Raw genomic sequence first — 20235 nt, 5'->3', positions numbered from 1 at the left:
GTTCCAGGCAGCCGCGGCCACGTCTAGACTGGGCGACTCCCCGTGTGGCCGCCCCTCAAGATCGTGGACATGAAATCCTTCATTCTGGTCGTCGACGACGATCCGGATCTGCGCCGACTCATCAGCGAGTTCCTGAGCGACCACGGATATCAGGTGGACACCGCCGAGACCGTGGCGGAAATGCGCCTGCGGATGGCCGAGCGCCAGCCGGACCTGGTGATCCTGGACGTGATGATGCCCGGCGAGGACGGCCTCAGCGCCGCCCGCCAGCTCGCCAGCGAGCGCGGCGCGCCGGCGGTGATCATGCTCAGCGCGCTGGGCAGCGACACCGACCGCATCATCGGCCTGGAAGTGGGCGCCGACGACTACCTGGCCAAGCCGTGCAACCCGCGCGAGCTGCTGGCGCGGGTGCGCGCCCTGCTGCGACGCAGCCAGGCGGCGACGCTGCCGCCGGAAGCGCGCGGCAACGTCTACGAATTCGCCGGCTGGCGGCTGGACGTGATCCGCCGCGACCTGCGCGACCCCACCGGCATCTTCATCAACCTTTCCGACGGCGAGTTCGCGCTGCTGCGCACCTTCGTCGAGCACCCGCAGCGTGTCCTCAGCCGCGACCAGTTGCTCGACTACGCGCGCGGCCGCGACACCGAGGTCTACGACCGCGCCATCGACAGCCAGATCAGCCGCCTGCGCCGCAAGATCAACGAGCGCGTGCAGACCGAACTGATCCGCACCGTACGTAACGAGGGCTACATGCTGCTGCCGAGCGTCGCCCGCCTGTGAGCGGGGCCACGCGCGCCCGCCGCGGCGTGCCGATCTTCGCCCGCGCCTTCCTGCTGCTGGTGGTGGCGCTGCTCACCGCGCAGCTGATCGGCATCGCCCTGGTGCTGCGCACGCCGGTCTACGAGATGCCGGTGCATCCGCCGGAAGTGATCGCCCTGCTCAGCACGCGCATGCCGGCCGGCACCCAGACCCTCAAGGTGCAGGACACGGCGCATGCGCCGCTGCCGGCGCGCGACCAGGTGCGCGACCGCAACGTCGAACGGCTGATGGCGCACTGGCTGGAAGTGGCGCCGGACCAGGTGCGCTTCTACCGCAACAGCGACGGCCGCCTGGAACGCCTGCGCCTGCGCCTGGGCGAACGCCCACCGCCGCCGCCGCATGCCGTCACCGCCGCCGACGACGCCCCCGCACCCGCGCCCGCCGCGATGGCACCGCCAGCCACCGCGCAGCAACCGCCACCGCTGGAGCCGCCGCACGCGCCGGGCGAGGCGCCGCGCAATGGCGCCTTTGGCGCGACCATGCGCGCGGTGGGCTGGCGCGAGCGCGGCTTCGCCCCGGCGGTGCCGCTGCTGGACGGCTTCACCGCAGCGCTGCGCCAGCCCGACGGGCACTGGCGCAGCGTGATGTCGCCGCCGCGGCGGTTCTCCAACGAATTCAAGACCCAGGTGGTGATGCTGTTCCTGGTCGGCATGCTGGCGATGCTGCCGCTGGCCTGGTGGTTCTCGCGGGCGCTGTCGGCACCGATCCGGCGTTTCGCCGAGGCGGCCGACCAGCTCGGCCGCAATCCCGACGCGCAACCACTGCGCCGTAGCGGTCCCAGCGAGATCGTGCAGGCGGCCGATTCGTTCAACGCCATGCAGGCGCGTCTGAACCGGCTGATCAACGAGCGCACGCACATGGTCGCGGCGATCGCCCACGACCTGCGCACGCCATTGGCGCGGCTGGCGTTCCGCCTGGAGACCCTGCAGCCACCGTTGCGCGAGAAGACAATGGCCGACATCGACGAGATGAAGGCGATGATCTCCGCAGCGCTGGACTTCATCCACAACGACAGCCGCCGCGGCACCCGCTCGCCGCTGGATTTCCGCCTGCTGGTGGAAAGCGTGGTCGACGACGCCAGCGACACCGGCGCCGACGTGGTGCTGCTGCTCGGCGAGGCCATCACCCTCGACGGCGACCCGCTGTCGCTGCGGCGCATGGTGATGAACCTGGTGGAGAACGCGCTGAAGTACGGCAAACGCGCGCGCCTGCAGTTGCGTCGCGAGGCCGGCGAGTGCGTGCTGTGGATCGACGACGACGGCCCCGGCATCGATCCCGCGCAGCGCGAGAAGCTGTTCCTGCCGTTCTTCCGCGGCGAGAACTCGCGCAACCGCGATACCGGCGGCATCGGCCTGGGCCTGTCGGTGGCGCACAGCATCGTGCTGGCGCATGGCGGCCAGATCGCCCTGGACAACCGCCCCGAGGGCGGCCTGCGGGTCAGCGTGCGGCTGCCGTGCCAGGCGGTCGGCGGCTGAGCCGGGCGCGCCGCCGTACCGCCTCATGCCGATCGGCTCAGCGCTGGTTCGGCTCGACCACCACCGCAGTGCCGTAACACAACACCTCGGTCAGGCCGGCCATCAACTCGGTGGCGTCGTAGCGCACCGCGACGATGGCATTGCCGCCCATCTGCCGTGCGTGCTGCAGCATGTCCCGGTAGGTCTCCAGGCGTGCCTGCTCGCACAGCTGGGTATAGATGGTGATATTGCCGCCGAAGATGGTCTGCAGCCCGCCGAGGAAATTGCCGACGATGGAGCGCGAGCGCACGGTGATGCCGCGCACGATGCCCAGATTGCGCACGATCCGGTAACCGGGAAGCTCCAGCGCGGTGGTCACCATCGCATCGTTCAGCGGCGAGGCCGCCGCACGCGGCGGCGAGGAATTGTACGGATCGCTCATCGATGTCCCCCTGGTGGCGTGGCCCGTGGCTCCGCGGACCGCAGACCCGGTGCGCGCGCACCGAGGCCGGCAGTGTTAGCACCGCAGGAAGAACGACGCAATCGCCAGGGCCAGGCCGCCACTCCACAGCAGCAGCATCGCCACCACGCCGGCCAGGACGATCGCCGCGCGCCGCCACCGGCGCAGCCCGCGCGAGCGCCGTATCACGTACACGCACAGCCAGCCGCCCAGCACCACGCCGCTGACGATCACGGCCCACCCGAGCAGATCGATGAGCGGATCCTTGGAACCGAACTCGGTGGGGCATTGACTCGTCGCATGCGCGGATGTCACGCATCCGAGCGACGCGGCCACAAGCGCAACTCGTTCGGGAAGACGCCATCGAATGTTCCTGCGCTCTGCGAGCGCCTGCGAACGCGTGCCTTGCGCCATCAAGGCGCGTGCTTGAGATTGGATTTGCGCAGGCCAAGCCCGTTCCAGAACGCCGGCGGATAGCTCAGATCCGGGCGGCCGACCCATCCCCGCACCAGATCGAGTTCGTAGCCATCGTCCAGCTTCCGGTACTGGACGGACGCAATGGCGATCTGGTCCCAATCGCCAGTGAAGGTGAGGTCGGCCAACGACGCGGGATAGGACCCGGTACGCAGCTTGTACAGCTCCACCAGCGATACCACCGTCTTGAAATGCTGGTCGCCGAACTTGGCGTCGGCCTGCTTCTGCACGCCGCAGGCACAGACGGCAAGGGCAACGAGCAACGCCATGCCAACGTTCTTCAGTTTCATGCATCCCCCATGATGATCTCTTCGCCGCCGCTGCACTGTCCGCTCGGACCGCAACGGCGACGCGGACATTCCGCAGCGACAACGGATGCGCAGGCTGCGCAGCTTACCTCGCCAACGGGGCCAGTCGGCTACGGCAAAAGCGGGCACCCGGCCGCGGTCCGGTCCTGCAACGACGCCGCAAGCGGCACGCACTCTCCTCGGCCAGCGCACCCAGATCGCACAGGAACACCGGATGCGCCGGTGCGGCCAGCGCGACCAGCACGCCCTGGCCGCCGCTGTCATCGCCGATCAGCACATGGCCCGCAGATCACGAGCGACCTCGAAGGTCGCATTGCGTTCGGCCAGATCGGCGGCGGCGTACGGCAGCAATCCATCCGTGCGCGGCTGCCCCGCCTGCGACGCAACCAGCGCGCGGATGGGCGGTGGCAAGGCGGCTAGCGCGAGCGGAATAGCCGTCGCCACCACGACGCCGTCTGCGCCGTTGCGGCTCCCGCGTGGCGCTGCGCCAGGGCCGCGGCGTGGCGAGCAAGCAACAGCGGCACGGCGGTCGCCCGCCAGAACGCCAGGCTGACGTACCCCGAGGACATGCCGCCATGGCTGAGGCGCGGCACGAAGACCGACTCCACCGAGGCGTCGTCCAGCGCCGTACCGACCAAGCGCGCGAAGGTCTCGGTGAGCAGCGCCTCGCACTGCGCCGCCGTCGCCGGCAGCGGCACACCGGCCAGGGTCGAGGCCATCTCCTGCCACAGATACGGATCGCCACGTCCGCCCCATCGCATCGGCTCGTCCTGGAACAGGCCCGCCATGTCCTCGATCGCGGTCATCGTCCTGCTGGCCTGGGGGCGTGCGGCGCGACGCTCAGTACGCGAACTCGCGGAACACACGGTCGATGTCGCCCTGCCACGCGCCGTGGTACAGCGCCAGCTTGCGCTCGGCCGCGGTCTCGCCGGCGTGCAGGATCTCCACCAGCGGTTCGAGGAAGCGCGATTCGTCCTGGCCGTCGCGGTTCAGGCGCGCGCGGCGGCGCAGGCCGTCCAGGGCGATCTTCACCGCCTCGGCGGCAAGGTCCTGCACGGTGCCGTTGCGGAACGGCAGCTTCAGCGCCTGCTTCGGCACGCCATCGCGCAGCGCGTGGCGTTCGGCCAGGCTGAAATCCTTGACCAGGTCCCAAGCCGCGTCCAATGCGGCATCGTCGTACAGCAGGCCGACCCAGAACGCCGACAGCGCACACAACCGGCCCCACGGACCGGCGTCGGCGCCGCGCATTTCCAGGTACTTCTTCAAGCGCACTTCCGGGAACGCGGTGGTCATGTGATCGGACCAGTCGCGCAGCGTCGGCAGCGCGCCCGGCAAGGCCGGCAACCTGCCCTGCATGAAATCGCGGAAGCTCTGCCCGCTGGCGTCGACGTAGGTGCCGTCGCGGTAGGAGAAGTACATCGGCACATCGAGCAGGTAGTCGACGTAGCGCTCGTAGCCGAAGCCGTCCTCGAACACGAAGTCGAGCATGCCGGTGCGGTCGGCGTCGGTGTCGGTCCAGATGTGCGAGCGGTAGCTGAGGTAGCCGTTGGGCTTGCCCTCGGCGAACGGCGAGTCAGCGAACAGCGCGGTGGCGATCGGCTGCAGGGCCAGCGACACGCGGAACTTCTTGATCATGTCCGCTTCGCTGGCGTAATCCAGGTTGACCTGTACCGTGCAGGTGCGGGTCATCATGTCCAGGCCGAGCGAACCGACCTTGGGCATGTAATTCTTCATGATCTGGTAGCGGCCCTTGGGCATCCACGGCATCTCGTCGCGGCGCCACTTGGGCTGGAAACCCATGCCGAGGAAGCCCAGGCCCAGCTCGTCGGCGACCTGCTTGACCTCGTTGAGGTGGCTGCCCACTTCCACGCAGGTGTCGTGGATGGTCGGCAGCGGCGCGCCGGACAGTTCCAGTTGCCCGGCCGGCTCCAGCGTCACCGAAGCGCCGTCGCGCAGCAGGGCGATGGTATGCCCGGCTTCGCGTACCGGCTCCCAGCCGAAACGGGTCAGGCCGAGCAGCAGCGCCTCGATGCCGCGCTCGCCCTCGAAGGTCGGCGGCCGCAGGTCGTCCAGACGGAAGCCGAACTTCTCGTGCTCGGTGCCGATGCGCCACTGCGCTTCGGGCTTCTCTCCGGAGGCGAGCACCTGGACCAGTTCGGCCCGGTCGGTGATCGGCGTCTCGGCAACGTAGCTGGGGCTCGACAAGGGCAGGACTCGCACGGCGGGTGAGGCGATGTGGGGACCATGTCCCGCCATCGCAAGGCCCGCACTATAGCGTGACGGGGGCGAGGCCCGTATCGCTACCGGCGGCACTGCAGCATTCCACGGTCGCGCCGCTGGCGGCGTCGAGAGTGAGACGCAGCAAGCGCTCGCGGCACTGACTCGGCTAGGCTGCGGTCTCCTTCCGCTACGCTGCAGGCAGCGCCATGCGCCAGACCCACGCCGAACGCCATCGCACCGACCGCGCCGGCTGGCTGCGCGCGGCCGTGCTCGGCGCCAACGACGGCATCCTCTCCGTCGCCGGCCTGGTGGTCGGCGTCGCCAGCAGCGGCGCGTCGGCGGCCACCGTGCTGACCACCGGCATCGCCGGCCTGGTCGCCGGTGCGATGTCGATGGCCGCCGGCGAATACGTGTCGGTGCAATCCCAGGCCGACACCGAACGCGCCGACCTGGCGCTGGAGCGTCGCGAACTGCACGAGGATCCGCAGAGCGAGCTGGACGAACTCACCGCGATCTATCGCCAGCGCGGGCTCGATCCCATGCTGGCCCGCCAGGTCGCCGAACAGTTGACCGCGCACGATGCGCTGGGCGCGCACGCGCGCGACGAACTCGGCATCACCGAGAGCCTGCGCGCGCGTCCGCTGCAGGCGGCGGCCGCGTCGGCGGCGGCGTTCTGCACTGGTGCGGCGCTACCGATCGTGGCCGCATGGCTGGCGCCGGACGGCCGGCAACTGTGGGTGACCGGCGCGGCGACCCTGGTCGGCCTGTCGCTGACCGGCGCGCTGGCCGCACGCGCCGGTGGCGCCCCGGGCCTGCGCGGCGCGGCGCGCGTGGTGTTCTGGGGCGCGGCGGCGATGCTCGCCAGCGGCGCGATCGGCCATGCGTTCGGCGTGCATGTCTGAGCGGGCGCGGCGCACGCCACGGTCGCATCGCGGTATGGCCGACACCCGATCTCCCGGAGGCTCGCGATCGGCAGGCTGGGCGCCTGACTGACGGCGCCAGGAGAGCGCTGGCCACCCCGACATTGCCGGTGCCTGCGCCTCGAAACCCCGAGGTGGCAGCGACAGGAGCGTCCAGTCCAGCGAGGCGCCATGGGTAGAACACAAGGCCACGACGCGCCTATCCTTCGAACAGAACGGGAAGCAGAGTGATGAATAGCAAGACCGATACCGTCGTCGTCGACCACGCCGGATTCTCCGTTTCCTCATTGGAGGAGGCGATCAAGTTCTGGACCGAGGCCATGGGCTTCGAACTTGTTCGCACGGGCGAAATGGGCGGCGATTTCCTGCAACAGGTGACGGGTGTCGAGGATCCGCGTTGCCGCATGGCACTGGTGGTCTCGCCCGCCGGGTTTCCCATCGAACTTCTCGAGTACTCGACAGCCAGCACGTTGGGCAAGGCACCCGAGAGCGCTGGCGCGATCGGCGCGACCCATCTGGCCGTCACCGTGGCGGATATCGACTTGGTTGTCGCCAGGATCCAGGCGCAGGGCTGGCACCTGAAAGGATCTCCCCGGCCGATCGAGGCCGGGCCACGCGCGGGAACCGTCGTTGCCTACGTCAGCGGGCCCGATGGGATCACGATCGAGGTCATGCAACCTCCCGCGTAGGCCTCATCCGGCGTGGTGCAAGCCGCCGCGGCTCTTTCGATCGCCGATGGCGAGCGCGTGTCGTGGGCGGTGAAGCGAGATGCGTCGGCGGTCCGCAGCGCATCACCGCGCTGTACCCGTTGCCCGGGCAGCGAGCCTGGGGCCACGGCGCACGCCTTGTCTCCCTGGCGCCGCCTCCGGTCTGCATGGCGGGTGCCGGTCCACGGCGCGGCGGCAATGCTGGCCAACAATGCGATCGGCCGGATCCTCGCGTGCAGGTCCGAGTCCGCGCGCAACGCGCTGCGGTAGCATCGGCAGCCATGGCCGACACCACCTCCCCCGACGCCCTGCTGCTGGCGCGCCTGGCCAGCCTGGCCGACTGCGCGCAGGCCGAAGGCTACGCCTGCATCAGCGCGCGCCGCGAACACGGTGCGCGCTCGGTGGAGATCCCGCGGCCGCAACTGGCGATCCTGCTGCAGGGACGCAAGCAGGTGCGCACCGCGACACAGACGCTGGCCTTCGTGCCGGGCGATCTGTTCCTGGTGACGCGGCGCTGCCGCATCGATGTGGTCAACATCCCGGATCCGAACAGCGGCGTGTATCTCAGCGTGCTGGTGCCACTGTGCGAGGAAGCGCTGAGCGCCGCGCGTGTGCTGTGGAACGAACCGCTGCCCGCCGCCGGCGCGGAGCTGGCGCGCCTGCGCGCCGAGGACGTCGGCGGCACCCTGCTGCAATGGCGACAGGCGCTGCAGGACGGCCGTTACACCGAGGCGCGGCTGGCGCTGGCGGCGTTGGTGGTGGCGCTGTGCCGGCGCGGCCATGGCGGCCTGCTGCTGCCGCCGGCGCCGAGCGTGGCCGCGCAGGTGCGCGACCTGGTCGCCGCGCAGCCGCAACGCGCCTGGCGTTCGCGCGACATCGAAGACAGCCTGGGTCTCAGCGGCGCGACCCTGCGCCGGCACCTGGCCAGCGAAGGCACCTCGTTGCGCGAACTGCTCGCCGATGCGCGCCTGGCGCATGCGATGCAGTTGCTCTACACCACGCGCTGGCCGTTGAAGACGGTCGCCGCGCACGCCGGCTACCGCTCGGTGCGCAGCTTCAGCCAACGCTTCCAGCAACGCTACGGCCTGGACCCGGCCAGCATCGGCAACTGAGCCGCGTCGGCATTGAGCGCCACGCGCAGCGGAATGAGCGAATCGCGCAGCGGCGCCGGGGCAGCATGCCGGTACCGCGGCGCCTGCCGCTCTGCCAGGAAGTCCCCATGTCCGTGTTCCCCTTGCGCGCGCTGTGCGCGCTGGCGCTGAGCGCCAGCGCAGCGCTGACGCTGCCGTCCCCCGCCCATGCCGCCGCACCGGAGGCGACCGCCGCGCAGGTGCCCGGCGTCTATCGCCAGGCAATCGGGCGGCTGCGCGTCACCGCCCTGTTCGATGGCACCGTGGCGCTGCCGCGCACGCAATTGCACAACGTTCCACCGGAGGCGATCGCGCGTCTGCTCGACCATCGCTACGTGCCGGAGAACGACAAGGGCCTGCAGACCGCGGTCAACGCCTATCTGATCCAGGACGGCACACACCTGACCCTGGTCGATACCGGCACCGCCACCTGTTTCGGCCCCGGGCTCGGCCAGGTGCTGGCCAACCTGCGCGCGGCCGGCTATGCGCCCGAGCAGGTCGACGACGTGCTGCTCACCCACGCCCATCCCGATCACCTGTGCGGCCTGCTCGACGCGCACGGCCAACCCGCCTATCCCAAGGCGACGGTGTGGCTGAGCAATGCCGACGCCGCGTACTGGCTGGACCCGGCCAGCGAGGCCGGCGCGCCGCAGGCACTGCGCTTCGCCTTCCCGCTGGCGCGTGCGGCGGTGGCGCCGTACCAGGCCACGCAGCGGCTACGCCGTTTCCGCCCCGGCGACGCACTGCCTGGCGGTGCGGTCGCGCTGGATACCCACGGGCACACGCCCGGGCACGTGTCGTACCGCTTCGATGGCAGCGATGGGCAGCACCTGCTGGTGTGGGGCGACCTTGTGCACTACCACGCGGTGCAGTTCGCGCAGCCGCAGGCATCGTATGAGGCAGACAGCGACCGTGATGCGGCGATCGCCGCGCGCAAGCGCATGCTGGCGCAGGCCGCGGACCACGGCTGGTGGGTGGCCGGTGCGCACCTGCCGTTCCCGGGGCTGGGCCACGTGCGCCGCGCGGACACCGCCTTCGCCTGGGTGCCTGCGGAGTTCTCGCCATTGCCGGCGACGCCTTGAGACCGGTCTTCTCCCGTTGGAAGAAAAGAGCCGCTAGCCCCTCTCCCCTCGGGAGAGGGGTTGGGGTGAGGGTACGGCGCGAAGCGTCTCGCAGAGTCCAAGCACACGAGGCTGCGCCCGTACCCTCATCCGCCCCTTCGGGGCACCTTCCCCCCAAAAGGGGGCCATGGTCCCGATGGGAGAAGGGAACGGCCGTAGCCCCTCTCCCTCCGGGAGAGGGGTTGGGGTGAGGGTACGGCGCAAAGCGTCTCGCAGAGTTCAAGCGCACGAGGCTACGCCCGGACCCTCATCCGCCCCTTCGGGGCACCTTCTCCCAAAAAGGGGGCCATGGTCCCGATGGGAGAAGGGAACGGCTGCTAGCCCCTCTCCCCTCGGGAGAGGGGTCGGGGTGAGGGTACGGCGCGAAGCGTCTCGCAGAGTTCAACCGCACGAGGCTACGCCCGGACCCTCATCCGCCCCTTCGGGGCACCTTCCCCCAAAAAGGGGGCCATGGTCCCGATGGGAGAAGGAACGGCCGCTAGCCCCTCTCCCCCCGGGAGAGGGGTTGGGGTGAGGGTACGGCGCGAAGCGTCTCGCAGAGTTCAGGCACGCGAGCTGCGCCCATACCCAGGCCCGCCGCCGCACTCACTCCGCGGCGGGCGGTTGGACGTCAAGCCCCAGCCAGCCGCCGACGATGCCGCGCGCCTCGTCCACGCCCTGGCGGGTCTCGCCGGAGAAGGTCTGCACGCTGACCGTGTCGCCGAACGCGCTGGTCAGTTCCTTGCGCACCTGCAGCAGCACCTGCCCCTGCTGGCCACGGCCGAGCTTGTCGGCCTTGGTCAGCAGCGCGTGCGCGGGCAGGCCGCGCTGGGCGGCGTAGCCGAGCATCTGCCGGTCGTAGTCCTTGAGCGGGTGGCGGATGTCCATCACCACCACCAGTCCGCGCAGGGCCTCGCGGGTGCGGAAATACCTGTCGATGAACGCCTGCCAGTGCGCCTGCAGCTCCTGCGGGACCTTGGCGTAGCCGTAGCCGGGCAGGTCCACCAGGTAGCGCTCGGGCTGGACCTGGAAGAACACCAGTTGCTGGGTGCGGCCGGGCGTCTTGGAGACGCGGGCCAGGGCGTTCTGCCGGGTCAGCGCGTTCAGCGCGCTGGACTTGCCGGCGTTGGAGCGGCCGGCGAACGCCACTTCCCAGCCACCGTCGTCGGGCAACTGGCGGGCGTTGTGGGCGGAAAGGAGATAGTGGGCACGTTCGAGGATCAGCGACATCCCGCTAGGATCGCACGTCCGCGGCCCCGGGCGGGCTTCGTTGACCGCCGGGCCGCGGCATGCCGATAATCGCGCGAGTGCGGTCGCCGTCCGGTAGCCGCGGGGTCGGGTCATACGGAGCTTCAGCTAATGCGCCACGCTCGCGTTCTTGCCTTTGCCGGTCTAGCGGTTTCCGTCGCCGCCGCGGTCGCGTTCGCGCAGACCTCGGTGGTTCCCATTCCCGACCACGCCCCGGTGCGCACCACGCCGCTGGAGGGCGACATCGGCAAGGCCGCCTGGGGCGACCCCAAGGCCGGCCAGGCCAAGGCCGCGGCCTGCGCCGCCTGCCATGGCGCCGACGGCAATCCCGCCATCGCCATGTACCCGCGCATCGCCGGCCAGGTGGAGCGCTACAGCGCGCGGCAGATGGCGCTGATCGCCCACGGCGAGCGCACCAGCGGCGCGGTCGCGGCGATGGTGCCGTTCGTGCAGCCGCTGAGCGCGCAGGACATGCGCGACATCGGCGCCTACTTCGCCACGCAGAAGGCCGGTGCCGGCATCGCCGACGACGCGGTGATCGCCGACGGCCCATACGCGGGCATGAAGTTCTACGAGGTCGGCCAGCAGTTGTATCGCGGCGGCGACGCGACCCGCGGCATCCCCGCCTGCATGGCCTGCCACGGCCCCGCCGGCGCCGGCAACCCAGGTCCGGCCTACCCGCACCTGGGCGGCCAGCACGCCGATTACGTGGCGCGGCGCCTGCAGGAATACCAGGCCGGCACCACCCAGGAGCGCGACCCGACGATGTTCAAGATCATGGCGCAGGTGGCCAAGCCGCTGACCGACCAGGAGATCAAGGCGCTGGGCAGCTATCTGCAGGGCCTGCACGACCGCGCCGACGACGCGGCCGCCGCGCAGGCGGCGCCGGCCACGGCAACGCCACAACAGCCGGCGCCCGCGCAACAATCCTGACCGTGCGCCGCTGCGGCGGCGCCGGCCCGTTTCCCCTTCGCGCCGGTCCAGACGACCGGCGTTCGTTTTTGCCATTGGAGATCGCATGAACCGTTTGCCCCGCCTGCTGTTGTGCCTGCTCGCCCTGCTGCCGTTGAGCGCCTGCGCGCAACCCAAGTCCGCGACCGCGGTGGAAGGCGAGGACTACACGCTGATCGCCGATCCCAAGCCGTTCGCGCCGCTGGCCGGCAAGATCGAGGTGGTGGAAGTGTTCGGCTACACCTGCCCGCACTGCGCGCACTTCGAGCCTCTGCTGGAGGAATGGGCCGGCAAGCAGGCCAAGGACGTGCGCCTGACCCTGGTGCCGGCGGCGTTCGGCGGTTACTGGGACAGCTTCGCCGCCGCCTTCTATGCCGCGCAGCAACTGGGCGTGCAGAGCCGCAGCCACCGCGCCATGTTCGAGGCCATCCACGACAAGCGCAGCGTGCCGGTGCAGAACGTGGCGCCGGAGGAACTGGCCGCGTTCTATGCCGGCTTCGGGGTCAAGCCGCAGGCCTTCATCGCTGCCTACCAGAGCCCGCAGGTCGCCGCGCAGGTGAAGACCGCACGCGATTTCGCCGTGCGCGCGGACATCTCCGGCACCCCGGCGCTGATCGTCAACGGCAAGTACTTGGTCAAGGGCAAGAACTTCGAGGACATGCTGCGCATCGCCGACGCGCTGATCGCCCGCGAGCGCGCAGGCAAGTAATCGGCGCACGGCGCTTCATCCGCGCCATGGCATCATGACGGGGTGGCCGGACCGCGCTTGCGGCGCGTCCGGCATTTTTCCCCCATCCTGCTGGAGATGTCGCCGATGAAGACCCGCTTCGCCCTGACCCTGATGGCCCTGCTGCCGATCCTGGTGGCATGTAAGGCCCAGGACGGCACTGCCGACGCCGTCGCCCCTGCCTCCGGCACCGCCGCGGCTCCGGCTGCCGCGCCCGCGGCCGGCAACGACGCTGCCGCTGCGCCCGCCGAGACGCCGGCCGCTCCCGCGGCCACCAGCGCCGATGCCGCCGCGCAGCCCGCCGCCGAAGGCGACAGCGCCGCCCCGGCCAAGCCGGTCGCGGCCAAGACCCCGAACGGTCCGGAGCCGGTCGCCGGCACCGACTATGTCGACATCGCGGGCGGCCAGCCGTTCCAGCCGACCAACGGCAAGATCGAGGTGGCCGAGGTGTTCGGCTACGTCTGCCCGGCCTGTGCGCGCTTCCAGCCGCTGATCGGCCCGTGGAAGGCCGGCCTGCCGTCCGACGTGCGCTTCGTCTACGTGCCGGCGATGTTCGGCGGCACCTGGGACGACTACGCCCGCGCGTTCTACGCCGCCGAGGCGCTGGGCGTGCAGGAGAAGACCCACGATGCGCTGTACAAGGCGATCCACGTCGACCAGACCCTGAAGGGCGAGCGCGGCCGCGACTCGGTGCAGGACATCGCCAACTTCTACGCCAAGTACGGCGTGGACCCGAAGCAGTTCGCCGACACCATGGGCAGCTTCGCGGTGGCCACCAAGACCAACCGCGCCAAGCAGTTCGCCACCCGCAGCGGCATCAGCGGCACGCCGTCGCTGATCATCAACGGCAAGTACCTGGTCAAGGGCAAGAGCTACGACGACATGCTGCGCATCGCCGATCACCTGATCGCGCGCGAACGCGCGGCGATGGCCAAGTAAGCCGTCCGCCCCGGGCCGCACCGCCGTGACCGCTCCCGCCACCCGCACCCTGCGCGTGCTCACCGCCAACATCCAGGCCGGTTCCAGCACGCGCCGCTACAGTGACTACGTGACCCGCAGCTGGTCGCATGCGCTGCCGGCCGGGCGCAAGCGCAGCAGCCTGGACGCGATCGCGCAGCTGGCCAGCGACCACGACATCGTCGGCCTGCAGGAGGCCGACCCCGGTAGCCTGCGCTCGGGCTTCACCAACCAGACCCACTACCTGGCCGAGCGCGCCGGCTTCAACTACTGGAGCCACCAGCCGAACCGGCGCGTGGGCGGCGTGGCCTCCAGCGCCAACGGCCTGCTCAGCCGGCTGGAGCCGGTGGAAGTGCAGGACCACGCCCTGCCCGGCCGGCTCGGCGGGCGCGGCGTGCTGCTGGCCAAGTTCGGAAACGGCGCCGAAGGCCTGGCGGTGGCGGTGGCGCATCTGTCGCTGGGCGCCAACTCGCGCGCGGCGCAGCTGGCCTTCATCGCCGAACTGCTGTCCGATCATCCCAACGTGGTGCTGATGGGCGACTTCAACTGCGTCGCCGATCGCCCGGAAATGCAGTTCCTCTACCAGCGCACCCGGCTGCAACCGCCGGGCTGCGTGGTCCCGACCTTCCCGAGCTGGCGCCCGCAGCGCGCCATCGACCACATCCTGGTCAGCGACGGCCTGCGCTGCAACGCGCAGCGTGCGGTACCCGCCGCCTTCTCCGACCACCTGGCCGTGGCCACCGAGATCGAAGTGCCGCAGCACTTGTTGCGCTGAGGCGGCGACACCGGTTCTTGCACCACGCGTAGGAGCGGCTTTAGCCGCGACGGGCGTTCCCAGGGAACATCCGTCGCGGCTCCTACAGCATCAAGGTTGCTTCGCCCCCGCATCAGCCGCGCCCTGCGAGAGCGAACGCTCGCTCTCGCAGGGTGCCATCGCGGGCAGCGCCTAGAACTTCAGATCCGCGCGCACGTACAGGTAGCGTCCACCGGGAATGCCGTAGGTGGAGGCGTCGTAGCCGTTGAGCGAGCACGACAGGCAGATCGGCGGGTCCTTGTCGAAGACGTTGTTGACGCCGCCGCTGAGGGTCAGGCCCTTGAGCCAGTCGAAGCGATAGCCGACCTGCAGGTCGTGGTAGGTGATCGCGTCCAGCGTGTTGGTGCCGGCCACCGGATTGCTGCACACCGGGAACGCGACCGCGTCGCCGCACTGTTCGGTCAGCTCGGAGATGTGCCGCAGCGTCCACGACGCATTCCAGCGGCCGCGCGACCAGTCCAGGCTCAGGTTGCTGGTCCACTCGGGAATGGAGCTGTCCACCACTTCCACGCCCGGGCGCTGCGGCTGCACCTGGCCGGCCGCGCCGGTGGCGACGTAGCGGGTGACGAAGGTGTTCTGCCAGCCGATCTTGAAGCGGCCGGCGGCGGTCTCCGGCGAGTTCCAGAACAGGTCCACGTCCCAGCCGTCGGTCTTGATCGAGCCGAGGTTGGTGAGCCGATTGTTGAAGCCGTTGATGCCGCCGGTGGAGGCGCGGGTGATGCCGTCGCAATAGGTGGGCGAGAGCGTGTCCACGCACAGGTCGAGCTGGGTCTGCGCGTTGATCGCCTGGATCGCGCCGTCGATGTCGTGGCGGTAGAAGGTCACCTCCACATCGAAGCGGTCCGACCACGGCACGTTGCTGGCGAACCACGGGCTCCAGACGAAGCCGGCGCTGAAGCTGCGCGCCTTCTCCGGTTCCAGCGCGCGGTTGCCGCCGGTGGTCACCGAGATCTGCGAGTTGGCCTGCTGGTAGCCGGCCGGCACGCCGAGCGTGGCGCAGTTGCTGGCGCTGCCGCGCGGCGCGGTGCCGCCCAGGCCGATCGAGCACGGGTCGGACAGGGTCAGGTCGGCGCGCGCGGCCGAGCCGTACAGTTCGCCGATGCTGGGCGCGCGGAAGCCTTCGGCATAGCTGGCGCGCAGCACGAAGTCCGGCGCCACCTGCCAGCGCAGGCCGTACTTCGGGGTGAACTTGCCGCCGAAGGTGGAGTAGTCGGAATAGCGGCCGGCCAGGCTCAGGTCGAGTTTGTCGCCCAGCGGCGAGTCGGCGAAGATCGGCACGCTCAGTTCGAGGTAGGCCTCCTTGACGTCGTAGCTGCCCTGCGTCGGCAGCGACGGCACGCCGTTGTAGTGGCCGATCACGGTCAGCGGATCGGGGCGATAGAAGCCCTCGTACTTGCGGTACTCGACGCCGGTGGCGAAGGACACCGCGCCGGCCGGCAGCCGGAACAGGTCGCTGCTGAGGTTGGCGGTGAACTGGGTCAGTTCGTTCTGGCTGCGGTCGTGCACCACCGGCTGGATCCAGCGCAGCATGTCCGGGGTGATGCTGCCGGCGCCGCCGAAGATGTTCAGCGGCACGCAGCCGGCCACCGCCGCGCACGCCGCTGGATCGCCCAGCGCCAGGTTGATGTTGTAGATGTTGTAGCTGCCGTAGTTGGTCTGCTCGGCCTTGTTCTTGCTGTAGGCGCCGTTGACGTCCCAGAACCAGGTGCGGTCGGCGCTCTCGAAGCTGCCGATGAAGCCGGTGCCGACGTACTGGGTGTCCACGCGCTGCTCGAACACGCGCGCGCCGCCTTCCACCGGGCGGCGCCCGATCATGATCAGGTTGCTGCCCGAATCCAGCGCGAAGCCGAACGGGTTGTACGGGTTGGCGGCGGAGATGACGATGTTGTCGGCCAGCGGATTGCCGGTGCCGGCATCGGGCCCGAGGAAGATCGGCTCCGGCGCGGCCTGGTTGGTCGATTCGCGGCGGTTGCCGAGCAGCTTCAGGTACCACTGCACGTCGTCGTTGAAGAAGAAGCGGAACTGGCCGAACACGCCCTTGCGCTCGGACGGCGTCAGCAGCAGGTTGGACGCGGCGAAGTTGTAGCGGTCGGCGGTGGTGAAGCAGTGGTAGTCGTCGCTGCGGCTGCAGCCGCCGGCGCCGTCGTAGCGGGGCGTGCCCACGCCACTGTTCGGGGTCAGGTTCTGCTCGGCGCCGGTATTGGGGTCGACGAAGATGAAACGCCCGTCCGGCGTGGCCGAGCTGCCGAAGCTCAGGCCGGTGCCGGGAATCGGATACAGCGACTGCGCGCGGTCGCGCGCGTAGATCGGATCCTGCTTGGTGTAGCTGGCGCCGAGGAACAGGCTGGTGCGCTCGGTGCTGTGGCCCCAGGCCAGGTCCACGCCCTTGCTGGCGCCGTCGCCCTTGTCGTACTCGCCGTAGTTCAGCGTGACCTGGCCGCCTTCGAAATTGCGCCGGGTGATGATGTTGACCACGCCGGCGATGGCGTCGGAGCCGTACAGCGAGGAGGCGCCGTCCTCCAGCACCTCGACGCGTTCGACGATGGCCAGCGGAATGGTGTTGAGGTCGGTGGCCGCGCCCACGCCCGAGGCCGAGGACTCGTTGACCCAGCGCATGCCGTCGACCAGCACCAGCACGCGCTTGGCGCCCAGGTGGCGCAGATCCACCTGCGCCGAGCCGGCGCCGACGCCGCTGCCGTCCGGCGGGAAGCCGAAATTGCCGGAGGAATTGAACTTGGCGTTCAAGGCCGAGCCGGAGGCGGTGAGTTCCTGCAGCACATCGCCGATGGAGGTGAGGCCGGTGCGTTCGATGTCGGCGCGGCTCAACGTCTGCACCGGCACCTGGCCCTCGACTTCGGCGCGGCGGATGCGGGTGCCGGTGACCTGCACGCTGTCCAGGGTCGTGGCATTGCCGGGAGCGGCCGGGGGCGTCTGTTGCTGGGCGCCGGCGATGGCGGGGACACCGCCGAGCAGGGCCAGGGATACCGCGAAGACCAAAGGATGGCGGTGCAGGAAATTCATCCGTCTCTCTCTCCAGAAAGGATGTGGGTCGGCCGCTGCGACCCCCTGCACCGCGACGGCGTGGAATTCTTTGTAAACAAATCGTAAACGGCCTGCAAGCATCCGGCGGGCAAAGCGCGGGCGATCGCGACGACTGGTCGATCTGGTAGACACGGGGGTGCGAGATGTCGTCAATCGGCGACGCAATGCCGAAGCCCCTCTCCCCTCGGGAGAGGGGTTGGGGTGAGGGTACGGAGGCGCAGCGCCCGCGCCGATTTGGCGACACGAGGCTTCGCCCAGACCCTCATCCGCCCCTGCGGGGCACTTCCCCCGAAGAGGGGGCCATGGTCCCGGAGGGAGAAGGGAGAAGCCGAAGCCCCTCTCCCACCGGGAGAGGGGTTGGGGTGAGGGTCCGGCACGCGAAGCGCCCGCGCCGATCTGGCGACACGAGGCTTCGCCCAGACCCTCATCCGCCCCTGCGGGGCACCTTCCCCCGAAAAGGGGGCCATGGTCCCGGAGGGAGAAGGGAGAAGCCGAAGCCCCTCTCCCACCGGGAGAGGGGTTGGGGTGAGGGTCCGGCGCGCGAAGCGCCCACTCCGATCTGGCGACACGAGGCTTCGCCCGCACCCTCATCCGCCCCTGCGGGGCACCTTCCCCCGAAAAGGGGGCCATGGTCCCGAGGGGAGAAGGGAGAAGCCAAAGCCCCTCTCCCACCGGGAGAGGGGTTGGGGTGAGGGTACGGCACGCGAAGCGCCCACGCCGATTCGTGTATCCAGTGCGATCGCCGGCGCGCCGGGACGACGCGGAACGACAGCGCCGCAGCCGCGATGCCGGAACGTACCACTGCGTGCGCCCTCGCCCGATGGCACGGCGATTCATCGGCGTTCGGTATAGTCCCGCGCATGATCCTGCGCACGTCTCTCCTGCTGTTCGCCGCCGCGTTGTGCGGCCCCGTTTCCGCCCTCGCCCAGTCCCTGGACGCGCAACGCCCGGCGATCCGCTCGGCGATCGACGATGCCGAGCAAGGCCGCTTCGATCCGGTCCGCGCGGCCGCGTTCAAGCAGCATCCGCTGTACGGCTGGCTGGAGTACGCCAACCTGCGCCGCAACATCGACAAGGTGTCCGATGCGCAGGCGCAGGACTTCCTCAAGCGCTATGCCGGGCAGCCGGTGGCCGAAAGCTTCCGTGCGCTGTGGCTGCCGGCGCTGGCGCGGCGCGAGGACTGGCCGGCGCTGCTGGCGAACTGGAAACCCACCGAGAACCTCGGCCTGCGCTGCGCCCAGCTCAATGCACGCCAGGCCACCGGCCGCGCCGACGCGCAGTGGGTAGACGAAGCGCAAGCGCTGTGGCGCAACGCCGGCAAGTCGCTGCCCGACGCCTGCGATCCGGTGTTCGCGGTGCTGCAGGCGCGCGGCGGCATGACCGATGCGTTGCGCTGGGCACGGGTGGAAGCGGCTGCGGACGCACAGCAGCCCGCGGTGATGCGCGCCGCCGCCCGCGGCCTGCCCGCGGCCGACCTGGCCCTGGCCAACGACTACGCCGCGTTCCTGGACGCGGTGCATGCGCGCGCGCTGAGCTGGCCCAAGACCGAGCGCAGCCGCAAGGTGGCGGTGGACGGGTTGGAGAAGCTGGCCAAGGCCGATCCCGACGCGGCCGAGCGGCAACTGCCGCAGTTCGCCCAGGCGCTGCAGTTCAGCGAGGCGCAGCGCAACGCGGTGCTGTACCAGATCGCGCTGTGGACGGTGGCCTCGTACGGCCCCGATTCGGCGCGCCGGCTCAACGCCGTGCCCGAGTCCGCCTACGACGAACGCCTGCACGAGTGGCGTGCACGCGAGGCGATGGCGCGCGGCGACTGGCCGGCGGCGCTTGCCGCGATCCGCAAGATGCCGCCGACGCAGCGCAGCGATTCGCGCTGGCAGTACTTCGAAGCGCGGCTGGCGGAGAAGACCGGCAATGCCAGCGAGGCGCAGCGGCTGTACCGCGAAGCTGCCACCTCCGCCACCTTCCACGGCTTCCTGGCCGCCGACCGGCTCAAGCAACCGTACGCGCTGTGCCCGTGGGAACCGAACGACAGCGCGCAGGCGCAGGCGGCGGTGGCACGCGATCCGGCGCTGATCCGCGCGCTGGAGCTGTTCAAGATCGACCGCGCCGGCTGGGCGGTGGCCGAGTGGAACGATGCGCTGAGCCGCTTCGACGACACCCAGCGGCGCCTGGCGGTGGAAGTGGCCAGCGCCAACGGTTGGTTCGACCGCGCGGTGTTCTCGCTGGGCAAGCGCCCGGAGGAACAGCGTCTGTACACGCTGCGCTTCCCGCTGCACCACGATGCCACCATTCGCCGCGAAGCCGGCAAGAACGCCATCGATCCGGCCTGGGTGGCCGCCGAGATCCGCGCCGAGAGCGTGTTCAATCCGAACGCGCGCTCGCCGGCCAACGCGATGGGCCTGATGCAGGTGGTGCCGGCCACCGGCGCCAGCGTCGCCCGCAACCTCGGCCTGGCCGGCTACGGCGGCGCCGCCAGCCTGTACGACCCGGACACCAACATCGCCATCGGCACCGCCTACCTGCGCCAATTGCTCAACACCTACGGCCTGCCTTACCTGACCATCGCCGCCTACAACGCCGGCCCCGGCCCGGCCGCACGCTGGCAGAGCCAGCGCCCGGGCCACGATGCCGACTTCTGGATCGAGACGGTGAGCTACAAGGAAACCCGCGAGTACGTGGCGCGCGTCCTGGCCTTCAGCGTGATCTACGACTGGCGCCTCAACGGCGACGCCCTGCCGCTCAGCGACCGCATGCTCGGCAAGCTGGATGCGCCGCGCAAGAAGTTTGTGTGTGAGGCGGGGAATCGGGATTAGGGATTGGGGATTGGTAAAAGCGCAACGCATCCGTATGCGGTTAGCATTCCTGGAACAGGCCACGGCGGCATCCATTCGCGCGATGTCGCCC

The 20235-nt window shown here is 70.1% G+C and carries 18 protein-coding genes and 2 pseudogenes; 12 read left to right on the top strand and 8 right to left on the bottom strand.

The features are described 5' to 3' along the window. Positions 1 to 69 precede the first annotated feature (69 nt). From FHR66_RS14115 to FHR66_RS14110, 3 genes and pseudogenes are all read left to right on the top strand, one after another. The gene (locus FHR66_RS14115) at positions 70 to 780 is read left to right on the top strand and encodes a response regulator (RefSeq protein WP_153750682.1); all 711 of its coding nucleotides are present in this window, start codon (positions 70 to 72) and stop codon (positions 778 to 780) included. Further along, positions 777 to 1104, top strand: a pseudogene (locus FHR66_RS21120) (two-component sensor histidine kinase); the annotation flags it as partial. The gene FHR66_RS14115 and the pseudogene FHR66_RS21120, both read left to right, overlap by 4 nt. Before the next feature lie 230 nt (positions 1105 to 1334). Then, positions 1335 to 2294 (top strand): annotated as a pseudogene (locus FHR66_RS14110) (ATP-binding protein); the annotation flags it as partial. A gap of 37 nt (positions 2295 to 2331) precedes the next feature. Here the strand turns inward: FHR66_RS14110 and FHR66_RS14105 are convergent. The 6 genes from FHR66_RS14105 to FHR66_RS14080 all read right to left on the bottom strand — a co-directional run bounded on the left by FHR66_RS14105 (position 2332) and on the right by FHR66_RS14080 (position 5720). Beyond that, on the bottom strand, positions 2332 to 2715 hold the full coding sequence (locus FHR66_RS14105) for a YbjQ family protein (protein ID WP_160966867.1): 384 nt from the start codon (positions 2713 to 2715) through the stop codon (positions 2332 to 2334). 75 nt (positions 2716 to 2790) lie between these two features. Next, complete coding sequence (locus FHR66_RS14100) at positions 2791 to 3069, bottom strand: hypothetical protein (RefSeq protein ID WP_160966865.1); 279 nt, start codon at positions 3067 to 3069, stop codon at positions 2791 to 2793. A 77-nt stretch (positions 3070 to 3146) separates the two neighbouring features. Next, positions 3147 to 3497: a hypothetical protein gene (locus FHR66_RS14095; RefSeq protein WP_160966863.1), complete on the bottom strand. Its 351-nt coding sequence runs from the start codon at positions 3495 to 3497 to the stop codon at positions 3147 to 3149. Between the two features lie 288 nt (positions 3498 to 3785). Then, positions 3786 to 3926 (bottom strand): hypothetical protein, encoded by a 141-nt coding sequence (locus tag FHR66_RS14090; protein ID WP_167087879.1) that lies wholly within the window; start codon positions 3924 to 3926, stop codon positions 3786 to 3788. 5 nt (positions 3927 to 3931) lie between these two features. Further along, the gene (locus tag FHR66_RS14085) at positions 3932 to 4321 is read right to left on the bottom strand and encodes a hypothetical protein (protein WP_160966861.1); all 390 of its coding nucleotides are present in this window, start codon (positions 4319 to 4321) and stop codon (positions 3932 to 3934) included. 34 nt (positions 4322 to 4355) lie between these two features. Continuing rightward, complete coding sequence (locus FHR66_RS14080) at positions 4356 to 5720, bottom strand: glutamate--cysteine ligase (RefSeq protein WP_160966859.1); 1365 nt, start codon at positions 5718 to 5720, stop codon at positions 4356 to 4358. Positions 5721 to 5941: 221 nt separating this feature from the next. Here FHR66_RS14080 and FHR66_RS14075 point away from each other — a divergent pair, with 221 nt between their 5' ends. The 4 genes from FHR66_RS14075 to FHR66_RS14060 all read left to right on the top strand — a co-directional run bounded on the left by FHR66_RS14075 (position 5942) and on the right by FHR66_RS14060 (position 9574). Further along, a complete protein-coding gene (locus FHR66_RS14075) occupies positions 5942 to 6637 on the top strand; it encodes a VIT1/CCC1 transporter family protein (protein ID WP_160966857.1) in 696 nt (231 codons plus the stop codon). A gap of 248 nt (positions 6638 to 6885) precedes the next feature. Next, on the top strand, positions 6886 to 7344 hold the full coding sequence (locus FHR66_RS14070) for a VOC family protein (protein WP_160966855.1): 459 nt from the start codon (positions 6886 to 6888) through the stop codon (positions 7342 to 7344). Positions 7345 to 7643: 299 nt separating this feature from the next. Continuing rightward, positions 7644 to 8474: a helix-turn-helix transcriptional regulator gene (locus tag FHR66_RS14065; protein WP_160966853.1), complete on the top strand. Its 831-nt coding sequence runs from the start codon at positions 7644 to 7646 to the stop codon at positions 8472 to 8474. Between the two features lie 107 nt (positions 8475 to 8581). Beyond that, positions 8582 to 9574 carry an MBL fold metallo-hydrolase gene (locus FHR66_RS14060; RefSeq protein ID WP_160966852.1) on the top strand — a complete coding sequence of 331 codons (993 nt, stop codon included), beginning with the start codon at positions 8582 to 8584 and terminating at the stop codon, positions 9572 to 9574. 624 nt (positions 9575 to 10198) lie between these two features. On the opposite strand, the gene yihA is transcribed toward FHR66_RS14060, so the two are convergent. Continuing rightward, positions 10199 to 10822, bottom strand: coding sequence for a ribosome biogenesis GTP-binding protein YihA/YsxC (yihA, locus tag FHR66_RS14055; RefSeq protein ID WP_160966850.1), 624 nt, complete (start codon positions 10820 to 10822; stop codon positions 10199 to 10201). Positions 10823 to 10951: 129 nt separating this feature from the next. On the opposite strand from yihA, the gene FHR66_RS14050 reads away from it, so the two are divergent. The 4 genes from FHR66_RS14050 to FHR66_RS14035 all read left to right on the top strand — a co-directional run bounded on the left by FHR66_RS14050 (position 10952) and on the right by FHR66_RS14035 (position 14250). Then, entirely contained in the window at positions 10952 to 11773 is an 822-nt protein-coding gene (locus tag FHR66_RS14050; protein ID WP_160966848.1) for a c-type cytochrome, read from the top strand. An 85-nt stretch (positions 11774 to 11858) separates the two neighbouring features. Next, positions 11859 to 12500 carry a thiol:disulfide interchange protein DsbA/DsbL gene (locus tag FHR66_RS14045; protein ID WP_160966846.1) on the top strand — a complete coding sequence of 214 codons (642 nt, stop codon included), beginning with the start codon at positions 11859 to 11861 and terminating at the stop codon, positions 12498 to 12500. Between the two features lie 105 nt (positions 12501 to 12605). After that, positions 12606 to 13457: a thiol:disulfide interchange protein DsbA/DsbL gene (locus FHR66_RS14040; RefSeq protein WP_160966844.1), complete on the top strand. Its 852-nt coding sequence runs from the start codon at positions 12606 to 12608 to the stop codon at positions 13455 to 13457. Between the two features lie 25 nt (positions 13458 to 13482). Continuing rightward, positions 13483 to 14250, top strand: coding sequence for an endonuclease/exonuclease/phosphatase family protein (locus tag FHR66_RS14035; protein ID WP_152237554.1), 768 nt, complete (start codon positions 13483 to 13485; stop codon positions 14248 to 14250). 171 nt (positions 14251 to 14421) lie between these two features. Here the strand turns inward: FHR66_RS14035 and FHR66_RS14030 are convergent, their stop codons facing one another. Next, positions 14422 to 17310, bottom strand: coding sequence for a TonB-dependent receptor (locus FHR66_RS14030; RefSeq protein WP_167087877.1), 2889 nt, complete (start codon positions 17308 to 17310; stop codon positions 14422 to 14424). A gap of 881 nt (positions 17311 to 18191) precedes the next feature. On the opposite strand from FHR66_RS14030, the gene FHR66_RS14025 reads away from it, so the two are divergent. After that, positions 18192 to 20144 (top strand): transglycosylase SLT domain-containing protein, encoded by a 1953-nt coding sequence (locus FHR66_RS14025; RefSeq protein ID WP_160966840.1) that lies wholly within the window; start codon positions 18192 to 18194, stop codon positions 20142 to 20144. Positions 20145 to 20235: the final 91 nt, after the last annotated feature.

The organism is Xanthomonas sp. F4, assembly GCF_011761895.1.
Note: the sequence above shows the minus strand (reverse complement) of the source record. Positions and strands in the feature narration are given on the sequence as shown.